General features: G+C 48.6%; 12 protein-coding genes. 5 read left to right on the plus strand and 7 right to left on the minus strand.

From position 1 onward, the window contains the following. Positions 1 to 153: 153 nt before the first annotated feature. The 5 genes from ispC to rpsB form a co-directional block, all read right to left on the minus strand. Positions 154 to 1,347: a 1-deoxy-D-xylulose-5-phosphate reductoisomerase gene (gene ispC / locus A7K98_RS16030; protein WP_087489456.1), complete on the minus strand. Its 1,194-nt coding sequence runs from the start codon at positions 1,345 to 1,347 to the stop codon at positions 154 to 156. A gap of 132 nt (positions 1,348 to 1,479) precedes the next feature. Next, the gene (frr, locus tag A7K98_RS16035; RefSeq protein WP_046791789.1) at positions 1,480 to 2,037 is read right to left on the minus strand and encodes a ribosome recycling factor; all 558 of its coding nucleotides are present in this window, start codon (positions 2,035 to 2,037) and stop codon (positions 1,480 to 1,482) included. Between the two features lie 148 nt (positions 2,038 to 2,185). After that, the gene (pyrH, locus tag A7K98_RS16040; RefSeq protein ID WP_087489457.1) at positions 2,186 to 2,911 is read right to left on the minus strand and encodes a UMP kinase; all 726 of its coding nucleotides are present in this window, start codon (positions 2,909 to 2,911) and stop codon (positions 2,186 to 2,188) included. Between the two features lie 163 nt (positions 2,912 to 3,074). Continuing rightward, complete coding sequence (gene tsf, locus A7K98_RS16045; RefSeq protein WP_087489458.1) at positions 3,075 to 3,926, minus strand: translation elongation factor Ts; 852 nt, start codon at positions 3,924 to 3,926, stop codon at positions 3,075 to 3,077. A gap of 194 nt (positions 3,927 to 4,120) precedes the next feature. Then, positions 4,121 to 4,846 carry a 30S ribosomal protein S2 gene (rpsB, locus tag A7K98_RS16050; RefSeq protein ID WP_087490551.1) on the minus strand — a complete coding sequence of 242 codons (726 nt, stop codon included), beginning with the start codon at positions 4,844 to 4,846 and terminating at the stop codon, positions 4,121 to 4,123. A gap of 397 nt (positions 4,847 to 5,243) precedes the next feature. On the opposite strand from rpsB, the gene map reads away from it, so the two are divergent. The 4 genes from map to A7K98_RS16070 all read left to right on the plus strand — a co-directional run bounded on the left by map (position 5,244) and on the right by A7K98_RS16070 (position 10,278). Continuing rightward, positions 5,244 to 6,038, plus strand: a complete 795-nt coding sequence (map, locus tag A7K98_RS16055; RefSeq protein ID WP_087490552.1) for a type I methionyl aminopeptidase — start codon at positions 5,244 to 5,246, stop codon at positions 6,036 to 6,038. Positions 6,039 to 6,099: 61 nt separating this feature from the next. After that, positions 6,100 to 8,754: a bifunctional uridylyltransferase/uridylyl-removing protein GlnD gene (gene glnD, locus A7K98_RS16060; protein ID WP_087489459.1), complete on the plus strand. Its 2,655-nt coding sequence runs from the start codon at positions 6,100 to 6,102 to the stop codon at positions 8,752 to 8,754. Between the two features lie 110 nt (positions 8,755 to 8,864). After that, on the plus strand, positions 8,865 to 9,689 hold the full coding sequence (gene dapD, locus A7K98_RS16065) for a 2,3,4,5-tetrahydropyridine-2,6-dicarboxylate N-succinyltransferase (protein WP_087489460.1): 825 nt from the start codon (positions 8,865 to 8,867) through the stop codon (positions 9,687 to 9,689). Positions 9,690 to 9,891: 202 nt separating this feature from the next. Then, positions 9,892 to 10,278, plus strand: a complete 387-nt coding sequence (locus A7K98_RS16070) for a DUF3461 family protein (protein WP_087489461.1) — start codon at positions 9,892 to 9,894, stop codon at positions 10,276 to 10,278. 77 nt (positions 10,279 to 10,355) lie between these two features. Here the strand turns inward: A7K98_RS16070 and degP are convergent, their stop codons facing one another. Then, the gene (gene degP / locus A7K98_RS16075; RefSeq protein ID WP_087493488.1) at positions 10,356 to 11,786 is read right to left on the minus strand and encodes a serine endoprotease DegP; all 1,431 of its coding nucleotides are present in this window, start codon (positions 11,784 to 11,786) and stop codon (positions 10,356 to 10,358) included. 131 nt (positions 11,787 to 11,917) lie between these two features. Then, positions 11,918 to 13,405 (minus strand): dGTPase, encoded by a 1,488-nt coding sequence (gene dgt / locus A7K98_RS16080; protein ID WP_087489463.1) that lies wholly within the window; start codon positions 13,403 to 13,405, stop codon positions 11,918 to 11,920. A gap of 96 nt (positions 13,406 to 13,501) precedes the next feature. On the opposite strand from dgt, the gene mtnN reads away from it, so the two are divergent. Beyond that, entirely contained in the window at positions 13,502 to 14,203 is a 702-nt protein-coding gene (mtnN, locus tag A7K98_RS16085; RefSeq protein ID WP_087489464.1) for a 5'-methylthioadenosine/S-adenosylhomocysteine nucleosidase, read from the plus strand. Positions 14,204 to 14,304: the final 101 nt, after the last annotated feature.

A 14,304-nucleotide genomic window follows, 5' to 3' on the forward strand; every position in this document is an offset into this window, starting at 1 on the left:
TCATCAGAGAGCCAGATACCTCTGAATACTTTCTACTCGCAAAAACTTTTCACCGTTGAGGCAAGGCAAAAGCCCCCCACGCACATCTGAAATATGAGCGTGGGACTATACCATTTTCGCCCGATACGAACAAATAGCGGCGACACAAACCTGTTACATCAGTTTCGCCAGCCAGTTTTTTGTCCGAATCCGCGTCTGCTTATCAATCTCCATCACCGCTTCCACAGTTTCAGGTTCTTCTAATACCGCGGTATCCAGTATCTGTTGATTAACAGCTGCAATATCAGTGAAACGAATTTGCTGGTTGAGAAATGCTTCTACTACCACCTCATTTGCTGCATTCAGCACCGTTGTTGCGGCCTGTCCCGATGCACAGGCATCCATCGCCAGTTTCAGGCAGGGGTAACGGTGGTAATCAGGTGCCGCGAACGTTAATCCGCCCAGACGGGTGAAGTCCAGAGGCTTCACGCCTGCCTGAATCCTGTCCGGCCATGCCATTGAATGAGCAATCGGAGTACGCATATCAGGTGATCCTAACTGTGCAATGACGCTGCCATCACAATAACGCACCATGGAGTGAATCACCGACTGAGGATGAATCACCACTTCCATTTGCGCTTCAGCAGCATTAAACAGCCAGCGAGCTTCTATGTATTCAAGACCTTTATTCATCATAGTGGCGGAGTCTACCGAGATCTTCTTACCCATCGTCCAGTTTGGATGAGCACAAGCCTGTTCCGGCGTCATCAGGGGTAAATCAGCCAGCGGGACATCGCGGAAAGGTCCTCCGGATCCCGTCAGAATAATCGAGTCAACGCCACTATCACGCAGCTGAGCATAGCCCAACTGTTGTTGTATAACCGCAGGCAAACTCTGAAAAATCGCATTATGTTCGCTGTCTACCGGCATCAGACAGGCTCCTGCCTGACGAACCGCATCCATAAACAGTCGTCCACAGGTGACAAGCGACTCTTTATTAGCCAGCAGAACCCGTTTGCCTGCGCGAATCGCTGCCAGTGTTGGCAACAAACCTGATGCCCCGACAATTGCCGCCATCACCTGATCAACTTCAGGTAAAGCGGCTAATTCACTTATCGCCTGAACGCCGGAGAGCACTTCAGTATCAACCTTCAATGCTTTCAGTCGTTCACGCAACTCCACCGCCGCCAGCTCATCTGCCATTGCGGCATAAGTCGGCCTGAATTCGCGACACTGTTCAGCCATAAGTTCGGCATTTTTACCCGCAACCAGTGCAATCACCTGGTATGTTTCAGGGTTTTCACGCACAACCGACAAAGTACTGGTCCCGATAGAACCTGTGGAACCCAGCAGAGTCAAATGTTTCATGAATATTTCCATTTATAATCAAAGAGTAAACAACCAGAGATGCTGTCGGGGTAGCCAGCAATGTAAAACGCCGCGAGAGAAAGCCATAGTTATGTCTTTCTACGCGGCGTTATTCAGTCTGGCAAAGCGAGATTAAAACTCCATTAACTCCGCTTCTTTTTCTGCCAGAGCTGCATCTACTTTTTTGATGCTGACATCAGTCATTTTCTGGATTTCGTCCTGAGCACGACGTTCATCATCTTCGCTGATTTCTTTATCTTTTAGCAGAGCTTTGATTTTATCGTTGCTATCGCGACGCACGTTACGCACGGACACACGCCCCTGCTCGGCTTCACCACGCACCACTTTGATCAAATCTTTACGGCGCTCTTCAGTCAGCGCTGGAAGCGGAACACGGATGTCCGACCCGGCTGAACTTGGATTCAGCCCCAGATCAGAAGCCATGATTGCTTTCTCGATTGCCGGGCTTAATGAACGATCAAACACATTGATCTTCAGTGTGCGGGAGTCTTCTACAGTAACGCTAGCCAGCTGACGCAGAGGCGTTGGGGCACCGTAATACTCAACTACAATGCCATCCAGCAGAGAAGGAGATGCACGCCCGGTGCGCACTTTAGAAATCGTATTTTTAAACGCTTCTACGCATTTTTCCATGCGTACTTCAGCATCTTTTTTAATATCGTTAATCACATTAAAACCCTTGGATTCGTTTGATCTGATGTTTTGCCTTAGTGGCAGGCAAAATGGGGTCCGTCATCATCAGTTAATCTGAACAGCACCAATGACAGATAACCAGTGTTGTTCAGAATATACCTTATTTTAATTTATGCTGACAGGATTACTGCGCGATCAGGGTGCCTTCTTTTTCACCCATAACCACCCGACGTAATGCTCCCGGTTTATTCATATTGAATACCCGAATCGGCAGATTATGATCGCGTGCCAGAGTAAAGGCAGCCAGGTCCATGACCTTCAGTTCGCGTTCCAGTACATCCTGATAGCTCAATTTTTCATGTAATTCAGCATCCGGCGTCGTCATTGGGTCCGCAGAGTACACGCCATCAACTTTGGTCGCTTTTAAAACGACATCGGCTTCAATTTCGATACCACGCAGACAGGCCGCTGAATCCGTAGTAAAAAACGGGTTACCGGTTCCGGCAGCAAAAATAACCACCCGGTTATTTCTCAGCTGGCTAATCGCCTCTGCCCAGCTGTAGTTATCACATACACCGTTCAGAGGAATTGCGGACATCAGACGGGCATTGACATAAGCGCGGTGTAAAGCATCACGCATGGCCAGACCATTCATTACGGTAGCCAGCATTCCCATATGGTCACCGACCACACGGTTCATTCCGGCTTTAGCAAGACCGGCTCCGCGGAACAGGTTACCGCCGCCAATCACGACCCCAACCTGGATGCCCAATTCAACCAGCTCTTTAATTTCCTGAGCCATACGGTCAAGGATGCTGGCATCAATACCGAAACCTTCGGCACCCTGCAGGGCTTCGCCGCTCAGTTTCAGAAGGATACGTTGATATACCGGTTTTGCGTTGGTCGCCATGATCATTAATTCCTGGAACATGAGTGAATAAAGAAGAGGTAAATCTGGTCTTTCATCCGCCAGGCCCTTTTTCAACAGGCTCACGGGATGAAACGAAAATTGTCTGTGAACTCACTATCAACAGACAAAAAAGAACCGCCCTTCTGGCGGTTCTTTCAGAGCATTAAGACTGTTTGGACATTGCTGCAACTTCAGCAGCAAAATCAGACTCAACTTTCTCGATACCTTCACCCACTTCGAAGCGGATAAAGTTAACTACATCAGCGCCTTTTTCTTTCAGCAGCTGACCAACAGTTTTAGAAGGATCCATAACGAACGGCTGACCGGTCAGAGAAACTTCACCGGTGAATTTGTTCATACGGCCTGAAACCATTTTTTCTGCGATTTCGCGAGGCTTACCAGACTGCATCGCGATATCCAGCTGGATCTGGTGCTCACGAGCAACCACATCTGCAGGAACGTCTTCTGGTTTAACGTATTCAGGTTTGCTGGCAGCAATGTGCATAGCAACGTGCTTAACCAGTTCTTCGTCAGCGCCGGTTGCAGCAACCAGAACACCGATACGTGCGCCGTGCAGGTAAGAACCTACAACGTCACCTTCCAGCTGAGCAACACGACGGATATTGATGTTTTCACCAATTTTAGAAACCAGCGCAGTACGCTGTTCTTCAAATTTAGCTTTCAGAGCATCGATATCAGTGATTTTCTCAGCAACTGCTGCAGCCAGAACTTCTTTACCAAATGCCAGGAAGCCAGCATCTTTAGCAACGAAGTCAGTTTCGCAGTTCAGTTCGATAATTACGCCAGTGTTACCTTCAACGTTAGTCAGGATCACACCTTCAGCAGCAACGCGACCAGATTTCTTCGCAGCTTTTGCCTGGCCAGACTTACGCATGTTGTCGATAGCCAGTTCGATGTCGCCGTTAGCTTCAACCAGCGCTTTTTTACATTCCATCATGCCAGCGCCAGTACGCTCGCGCAGTTCTTTTACCAGAGCAGCGGTAATGTCAGCCATTCTTAATGTCCTCGGTTAACTGTGGTCTGTTTGCTTTACCCGGAGATAGCAACAAACAGCATCATTTCGCAGGAGATTTACTTCGCCCAGCGGAACGTATTCACGCTAAACGAATTTTAAATAATGAAAGGGGCCGGTTTCGGCCCCTTGCAGATCACATCTGACGTTAAGGGCTCTTTACAGAGCAAACCTTATTAGACGTTTTCTAAAGATGCTTCTTCAGCCTGTTCAGCCAGGTCCTGAGAGCGACCTTCACGAACGGTAGTAGCAACAGCAGTCAGATACAGAGTGACAGCACGGATCGCATCGTCGTTACCAGGGATAACGTAATCGACGCCATCCGGATCAGAGTTAGTATCAACAATCGCAAATACCGGGATACCCAGGTTGTTTGCTTCTTTGATAGCGATGTGTTCGTGATCAGCATCGATAACGAACAGGGCATCCGGCAGACCGCCCATGTCTTTGATACCGCCAAGGCTGTTTTCCAGCTTAGCCAGTTCACGACCGCGCATCAGAGCTTCTTTCTTGGTCAGTTTTTCGAAAGTACCGTCCTGAGACTGTGCTTCCAGATCTTTCAGACGTTTGATTGACTGACGAACAGTTTTCCAGTTAGTCAGCATACCACCTAACCAACGGTGGTTAACGAAGTACTGATCGCAGCTCAGAGCAGCTTCTTTAACCGCTTCGCTTGCAGCACGCTTAGTACCAACAAACAGAATTTTACCTTTACGGGAAGAAATTTTGTTCAGTTCAGCCAGTGCATCGTTGAACATTGGTACAGTCTGCTCAAGGTTGATGATGTGAACTTTGTTACGAGCACCGAAGATGAAAGGTTTCATTTTCGGGTTCCAGTAACGGGTCTGGTGACCAAAGTGAACACCGGCCTTAAGCATATCGCGCATGGAAACAGTAGCCATGATTACCTCTAAAAATATATGTTGGGGTTGAGCCTCCATGTATCCCATACCACCGACCTGTTAAGGCACCCCGGAGTATGTGTCGATACATGTGTGTTTTGGTCAGTCTGCATTTCCTGTCGCTTAACGCGATGGAATGCCCTGCCTTTTCACATAACGAGAATTAAACGGACCCGGAACAGCGAAAGCTGACCCACAGATTCGTCGGCGCGTTTTATACCACAAATCCCCTACTCACGGCAATATTTGTTACCAGGAATGGTTAAAATTCCTGCGGCTCTGTACAAGCCTTACGGACGGATTAACATTGGCAGTCGTTTGGCTGGCTGTTAACATATCCGGTATCGTTGTTTTTGTTTTTTTGCCGGCTTTGGCTGGCTGCACCCGGACTGATTTGATGGCTATTTCAATAAAGACTCCCGAAGATATCGAAAAAATGCGCGTTGCCGGCCGCCTGGCGGCTGAAGTGCTGGAAATGATTGCAGAACATGTGAAACCAGGTATCTCTACCGGTGAACTGGATCGTATCTGTGATAACTATATTACTCAACATCAGCAGGCGGTTTCAGCCTGCCTTGGCTATCACGGATACCCGAAATCTGTCTGTATTTCGATCAATGAAGTAGTTTGCCATGGTATCCCCAGCGACGATCGCCTGCTCAAAGATGGCGATATCGTCAATATTGATGTGACCGTAATTAAAGATGGCTTTCATGGCGACACCTCAAAAATGTTTATTGCCGGCACCCCGACTATTCTGGGTGAGCGGCTGTGTCGGGTGACTCAGGAGAGTCTTTACCTGGCGCTGAAAATGGTAAAACCAGGCATCCGTTTACGCACCCTGGGACGCGAAATTCAAAAGTTTGTTGAAGCTCAGGACTTCTCTGTTGTACGTGAATATTGCGGCCACGGTATTGGCAGAGGCTTCCATGAAGAACCTCAGGTATTGCATTACGATGCAGATGACGGCGGAGTCGTGCTGCAACCGGGAATGGCTTTTACCATCGAACCAATGGTCAATGCAGGTGATTACCGGATTCGCAGTATGAAAGACGGCTGGACGGTAAAAACCAAAGATCGAAGCTTGTCGGCACAATACGAACATACTATTGTGGTGACAGACAATGGCTGTGAGATTTTAACCCTGCGTAAGGAAGAAACACTTCCGGCCATTCTGGTTAACGAGGGTTAAACCTGACAAATAATTCCCAAAGCCGGCTATTGCCGGCTTTTTTATCCAATGAGTAGCGACGATGAGTAGCCGCCTGCCGGAAATAATTGATAAAAAAAGTATTAACGCTCCGCTTCACTGGCCCGATGAAACCCTGAACCGCGAAATGCTGAGATCCCTGCTGGATGAGTTCCAAAACCGGCTGGGAGAAGCTTTTGATGCAGGTCAGTCCGTCCACCAGCTTATTGACGCCAGAACCCAGTTTATTGACCATCTGTTATGCAGACTTTGGCGCTTCTTTAAATTCGATGGAATTAAAGGCCTGGCCCTGGTTGCGGTCGGCGGTTACGGTCGAAAAGAACTGCATCCGCTCTCTGATATCGATGTATTAATTCTTAGTCGCCAGCCGCTGGATGAGCAAAGTGCTCACAGGGCCAGCGAATTACTGACCCTGCTCTGGGATCTCAAGCTGGAAGTCGGGCACAGTGTCCGGACCCTGGAAGAGTGTTTACTGGAAGGGTTATCAGATCTCACTGTTGCCACAAATCTCATCGAATCGCGGATGCTTACCGGCGACGTTACGTTGTTTCTTGAATTGCAGAAAAATATTTTCAGTGAAGGTTTTTGGCCTTCGTCTGAATTTTATGCCGCCAAAATTGAAGAACAAAAGGAACGCCACCAGCGTTATCACGGTACCAGCTATAACCTTGAGCCGGATATTAAGAGCAGCCCCGGGGGACTGCGGGACATTCATATGTTGCTGTGGGTAGCGCGCCGTCATTTTGGTGCTACCTCACTGGCTGAGATGGTTGATTTTGGTTTCCTGACCCGTGACGAACGGGATGAACTGAATCAGTGCCAGGACTTTCTGTGGAGAATTCGTTTTGCTCTGCACCTGACTCTGATCCGATATGACAACCGGTTATCGTTTGACAGACAGTTGGCGGTAGCACAACGGCTGAATTATCAGGGCGAAGGAAACGAACCGGTCGAACGGATGATGAAAGATTTTTATCGCGTCACCCGGGACATCGGAGAACTCAACGAAATGTTGCTGCAGTTGTTTGATGAAGCCATTCTGGCGCTGCCCGCTACAGATAAGCCACAACCGCTGGATGATGAGTTTCAACTACGTGGCTCACTGATAGATCTCAGGGACGACAAGTTATTTATCCGTCAGCCGGAATCCATCATTCGCATGTTTAATGTGATTGTACGGAATAAAACCATTGACGGTATTTATTCTGCGACACTGCGACAGCTGCGTTATGCCCTGCGAGCCCTGGATTATCCGCTGTGTGAAATCCCCGAAGCGCGGTTACTGTTTATGGATATCCTGCGTCATCCTGGCGCGGTCAGCCGTGCCCTGGTGCCAATGCATCACCACAGCGTTTTATCCGCCTACCTGCCTCAATGGAACAAAATTGTCGGGCAGATGCAGTTTGACCTGTTTCACGCTTATACCGTCGATGAACATACCATCCGCGTATTACAAAAGCTGGAAAGCTTTGGCAACGAAAAATCCCGGGAAAAACATCCGCTGTGTGTCGAAATCTGGCAACGGCTGATCCATCCGGAAATTTTGCTGATAGCAGCACTGTTCCACGATATTGCCAAAGGCCGCGGGGGAGATCACTCTACTCTGGGAGCTGAAGATGTCATGGAATTTGCCCGGCTGCACGCACTGCCTTCACGGGATGCTCAGTTAGTCGCCTGGCTGGTCAGACACCATTTGCTGATGTCAGTGACGGCACAACGCCGGGATATTCAGGACCAGAGTGTTATCCAGCAATTTGCCGAAGTTATGCAGAACGAGAAGCAGCTGCGACTGTTGATCTGTTTAACCGTTGCTGATATTTGCGCAACCAATGAAAGCTTATGGAACAGCTGGAAACAGAGTCTGTTACGTGAACTCTATTTTGGCACCGAAAAACAGTTGCGCCGGGGAATGGACAGCAACCCCGATCTGCGCGAGCGGGTTCGCCACAACCGCCTGCAGGCTCTCGCGTTACTGCGGATGGACAATATTGATGAAACCCGTCTGCATAAGATCTGGAACCGTTGCAGAGCCGATTACTTCCTGCGCCACAGTGCCAGTCAGTTGGCCTGGCATGCGCGTAATCTGTTGCAGCATTCGCTTTCAAAACCACTGGTGCTGATAAGTCCTCAGGCATCCAGGGGGGGGACCGAGATTTTTATCTGGAGTCCTGACCGCCCTTACCTGTTTGCCACCGTCGCCGGGGAGCTGGATCGACGTAATCTGAGTGTCCACGACGCACAGATTTTCACCAACCGTGACGGCATGGCGATGGACACATTTATTGTCCTGGAGCCCGATGGCCGGCCACTGGCTGCTGACCGTCATGAAGCGATTATTCATGGCCTGACGCAGGCGTTATCACAGCCAGAGTGGGTACCACCAAGGCCACGGCGGCTGTCACCCCGCCTGCGTCATTTTAACGTTGATACCGAAATTCGTTATCTGCCTGCTCATACCAATCACCGGACATATCTGGAGTTAGTTGCCTTAGATCACCCGGGATTGTTAGCACAGATCGGTGCTGTTCTTGCTGAGGCAGGAATTTCATTGCATGGTGCCCGAATCAGTACCATCGGTGAACGGGTTGAAGACTTATTCATTCTGGCAGACAGCGAAAGACGAGCGTTAGACGATAAAATGCGTGATAGTTTACGACAACGGTTGACAGAGGCACTGAATCCAAACGATAAAGGGTAATTACCCTCCGGCCAGCGATATTCGCTCCGGGATTCACTTTTACTTTGGGGAGTTATCCAACTCCCCGGTTGTCAGATTTTTTACCAAACCATTGATGCAGGAAACAGACAATGCAAGAGTTACAAACAATTATTGAAGCCGCATTCGAACGCCGTGCCGATATCACCCCGGACAATGTAGATGCACAAACCCGTGATGCGATTACTCAGGTTGTACAATTAATTGACCGCGGTGAAGTGCGTGTTGCCGAGAAGATTGACGGTGAATGGATCACTCATCAATGGCTGAAAAAAGCAGTATTGTTATCCTTCCGTATCCATGACAACCAGGTCATGGAAGGTTCAGAAACCCGTTTCTACGACAAAGTTCCGATGAAATTTGCCGGATACGACGAAGCTCGTTTCAAAAAAGAAGGTTTCCGCGTAGTCCCTCCGGCTGCCGTTCGCCAGGGTGCCTTTATTGCCCGTAATACCGTTCTGATGCCTTCTTATGTCAATATTGGTGCCTATGTAGATGAAGGTACTATGGTTGATACCTGGGCGACAGTGGGTTCCTGTGCACAGATCGGTAAAAACGTCCACCTGTCAGGTGGTGTTGGCATCGGTGGTGTACTTGAGCCATTACAGGCAAACCCAACCATTATTGAAGATAACTGTTTTATCGGTGCCCGTTCAGAAATCGTTGAAGGTGTCATCGTTGAAGAAGGTTCTGTGATTTCAATGGGTGTATATATCGGTCAGAGCACCAAAATCTATGACCGTGAAACCGGCGAAGTTCATTACGGTCGTGTGCCTGCAGGTTCAGTAGTAGTTTCCGGTAACCTGCCGTCTAAAGATGGCAGCTACAGCCTGTATTGCGCAGTGATTGTTAAAAAAGTTGATGCCAAAACCCGCGGTAAAGTTGGAATCAACGAACTGCTGCGTTCTATCGACTAATTCAGTACTTTCCGCCAATACGGCGGATGCAGTCCTGAATCTGCTGCCTGTGGTTACGAATACCTGACCGCGGGCAGTGAATTTTCTGCACTGGCCCTTCAAGCCTGCAGCCTGGTGTGATGACTTTGCGGCCCGTGAGCACTGTTCCTGAACAATTGCCACGGTTCATTCTGAATGTTGTTCTCTGAAAAGGTAATTTTCCATGTACGATAACTTAAAAAGCTTAGGTATTACCCATCCTGAAGAAGTTGACCGTTACAGCCTGCGCCAGGAAGCCAATAACGATATTCTGAAAATTTATTTCCGTAAGGATAAAGGCGAATTTTTTGCTAAAAGCGTGAAGTTTAAATATCCACGCCAGCGTAAGACGGTCGTCTCTGATCAATCCGGACAAGGCTTTAAAGAAGTTCAGGAAATCAGCCCAAATCTGCGTTACGTCATAGATGAACTGGATCAGCTGTGCCAGCAGGAACAAGCCGAAGTCGATCTGAAAATTAAGATCCTTGATGATCTTCGTCACCTTGAACTGGTGGTATCGAATAAGATTTCTGAAATTGAAGCCGATCTGGAAAAACTGACTAACCGCTGATTTTCTGCGTGCAGACTGTTCAGGCAAATAAAAAGCCGGTCAATACTGACCGGCTTTTTTACAACTGCTGCCTGAGATTACTCAGCCAGCAGATACAGGTTGCTGTCACCACGTTTAATGTTCAGTGCCAACACTGTAGGTTTGCTGTCCAGAACTTTGCGCAGCTCACCAAGGTTAGTAATTGCCTGCTGGTTAACACCCAGAATTACGTCATCTTTTTTCAGGCCTATCGCAGCGGCACGGCTGCCAGCTTTAACACTGTCAACTTTTACCCCTTTCTGACCCGCAGAATCGAAGTTGCTGAGTTCCGCACCCTCAATGCCGGTATAGATAGTTGCAGACTGGACTTTTGCCTGAGTACTCTGCTGCAGTTCTACATTCACTGTCAGTGGTTTGCCGTCACGCAGTAAGCCCAGCTCAAGTTTGGTACCCACTGGCAGAGAGCCTACATCAGCACGCAACTGAGCGAAGCTGTTCAGCTGTTTGTTATTCAGAGAGACAATGACATCCCCGGCTTTAATACCCGCTTTTTCTGCTGAACTGTTTGGCAGTACCTGGCTGACGAAAGCACCACGCTGGGCATCAACTTTCATTGCCTGAGCAAGTTCAGAATTCAGCTCGGTACCCATAATCCCCAGTTCGCCACGTTTCACCTGGCCGTATTCAATCATCTGGGCAGTCAGGTTTTTCACCATATTACTTGGGATAGCAAAACCGATACCGATGTTGCCACCATCCGGTGCCAGAATCGCGGTATTAATTCCGATCAGTTCACCATTCAGATTAACCAGCGCACCGCCAGAGTTACCACGGTTGATCGCTGCATCGGTCTGAATAAAGTTTTCATAGTTTTCGACGTTCAGTCCGCTACGTCCCAGGGCTGAAACAATCCCGGAAGTCACTGTTTCGCCCAGTCCGTACGGGTTACCGATCGCTACGGTGTAATCACCGACCTGCAGGTTATCAGAGTCAGCAATTTTAATTGCGGTCAGGTTTTTAGCATCTTTCAGCTGAATCAATGCAATATCTGACTGAGGATCTTTACCGATGACTTTTGCATCAAAACGGCGACCATCGCTGAGCTGCACCTGAATAGTTGAGGCATTTTCAACCACATGGTTGTTAGTAACCACGTAGCCTTTCTCGGCATTAATCACAACACCTGAACCTAAAGCACGGAATTTTTCCTGCTGAGGAGCCCCGCCATTACCGCCGCCCGGAGCCTGGCAAATCGGGGAAGACTGGAACGGTGAACCGTCCTGACAGAAAGGTGACATATCACCGAAGAACTGCTGGAATTGCTGGCCGCCCTGAGCGGCTTTCACCGGCGCTGTTCCTTCAACACTGATACTGACAACTGAGGGCATGACTTTTTGCAACATAGGAGCCAGACTCGGTAATTGCTGACTTGATGAAGATGCAGTTTCCGCCGCAGAAGCAGTCAAAGGCGCAAATGCCAATCCCAGGCTTAATGCGAGTGCACTTAATGCTAAAGTGGTTTTTTTCATTTTCCGGCTCTCTGTAGTATTTGCTATTTGGACCCATTGCTGTGGTCAATTGATGAGAGTTATTATTTACCCGTTAGTTCACATCAAAGCTTTTGTTAAAAGTAAAAAATTATTCCCGCGCTTTACAAAAGTCAGACAAAATCGACGGCCATCAGACGGCGATATTCATCCCACGCATATAAGTCGGTCATACCACTGATATAATCCTGCACCAGCCGCAACCGGTAATAGCGTTCGCGCAGTGGCCATTCAGCATCGCTGGCCGGGTCCAGTTGCCTGACATGATTCTGGTAAGCTTTACGATGTTTATCAGATAAACGGTGAAACAGACGGGTTTCGATGGGATGTCCGGCTAACTCGTCAGTTTCCATTAGCCGGGAAAAATCGTTGGCACTCAACAACATCATTGACTTGTAAGCATCTAACAATCCCCGAATGACCCGGTAACCTTGCAGTTCCAGTTGTTCCACCTCCGTGTGATTAAACACATGTTTTCGGGCAACCTGTTTAAAAACAGCCAGTAAGCGCTCCTCATCACCACCGTCTTCCAGTAATGCATGATTAAAGTCGCCACGGAATATAGCCGGCAGATTATCCAGAAAACGACGGACGGCAAAAGATACCAACGTACGCTGGACATTCACCCGCAGTGACATAAAGAACTGATCGCTCTGGCTGCGACGTTTTCCTGAACCGGCTTCCTGCCAGGCATCAGTTACAGTTCGCTGGAAAATATCATTTGGCTGTACATCCCCCCAGGCATCGCATAAATAGTGATACAGCTTATCTACATCAAAAATCGCTTTTTCAACGGCATCATCTAAATCGGCAATACAGTAAGAAATATCATCAGCGGCTTCCATGATGTAAGTCAGTGGAAAACGGTGAAATTCCTGCATACCGGTAGCTGCACATAAATCAGCAACATAGCTCTGTTCGGATAAATAGAAACCCGGCTTTTTCATCAACACCGAAAAATTCTGCGGTTTTTCACCCTGCCACCAGGCGGGAGCTGTGTACTTCAGGATGCAGGCCACCTGAGAATAGCTCAGATTCAACTGCAGAATAGTATGTACCAGCCGGATAGCCTGAGCATTGCCCTCAAAATGCGACAAGTCCTGGCGTATAACATTCTGTAATTCACTCAAATTATCGGGAACCTCTGGTTCACAAGGCATGGTGAGTGACAAAATTTCCGGCAAATGCTCGCGGAACCAGTCATTAATCGCGGCTTCGCCAAAATGTCCAAACGGAGGATTGCCAACATCATGCAGCAGGCAGGCCATTTCGACCAGACTCTCAAAACCACGTTCAAACTCTTCTAATCCGAAAGCCTCTAAGCCACCGGGCTGCTTTTTAAGCCGTTGCAGGATTTCTCTGGCGATATAACGCCCCGTTTGTTGTACTTCCAGGGAATGCGTCAAACGCGAACGCACTGCGGCATTTCGCTCTAGCGGGAACACCTGAGTCTTTTGCTGAAGACGGCGAATAGCCGCAGAATGGATAATTCTGCCGCGGTCACTTTCAAAATAGCGGGTGATCTGCTCTTCGCCCTGAGGCGGCTTGCCCGAAGGATAAGGACGGCTGACACTGATTCTGCGCTTAAAGTTAATCTCCATTTCAGCTCCGCTACGATTCAATAATAAATACCTGCCCTCTCATGGTAGACTATGCCATGCCTGAAGATTAATTCTATAACATTGGTGAGATACGCTATGAAAGCAGGAATAATTGGTGCAATGGAGCAGGAAGTCACTCTGTTGCGTGAGAAGATTGAAGGTCTTAAAACTCTCTTCATCGCCGGGTGCGAAATTTATACCGGAACTCTGAACGGTACTGAAGTGGCCCTGCTGAAATCCGGAATCGGTAAAACTTCTGCCGCGCTGGGCACCACGTTATTACTGCACATCTGCCAGCCTGATATCGTGATCAATACCGGTTCTGCCGGCGGACTCGCATCGTCACTGAAAGTGGGTGATATCGTGGTTTCTGAAGAGGTACGTTACCATGATGCTGACGTTACCGCTTTTGGTTATGCCCCTGGTCAGATGGCCGGTTGTCCGGAAAGTTTTGTTTCTGACGAGAAACTGATTAGCGCAGCAGAACAGAGCATTAAGGCCTTAAATCTGCATGCGGTTCGTGGTTTAATCGTAAGCGGTGATGCTTTTATCAATGGCGCAGCTCCGCTGGCGCGTATCCGTGAAACCTTCCCTGCTGCCATTGCAGTTGAAATGGAAGCTACTGCGATTGGACACGTCTGTCACCGTTTTAACGTGCCTTTCGTGGTGGTTCGCGCTATCTCTGACGTTGCTGATCAGGAATCGCATCTCAGCTTTGAAGAGTTCCTCGACGTTGCAGCAAAACAATCCTCTCTGATGGTAGAGGATCTGGTGGCCCGCCTTTCTGCCAGCCACTGATTTATTTAAGCTTTTTCTGGCAGTCTCCGTATGGGGACTGTCAGTATTCCCGCGAAAGTTACCTGTCTGTTCTCAAAAATGTTTCAGAAAATCCCCGATTG

Origin of the sequence: Tatumella citrea (assembly GCF_002163585.1) — a bacterium.
Classification (GTDB): Bacteria; Pseudomonadota; Gammaproteobacteria; order Enterobacterales; family Enterobacteriaceae; genus Tatumella; species Tatumella citrea.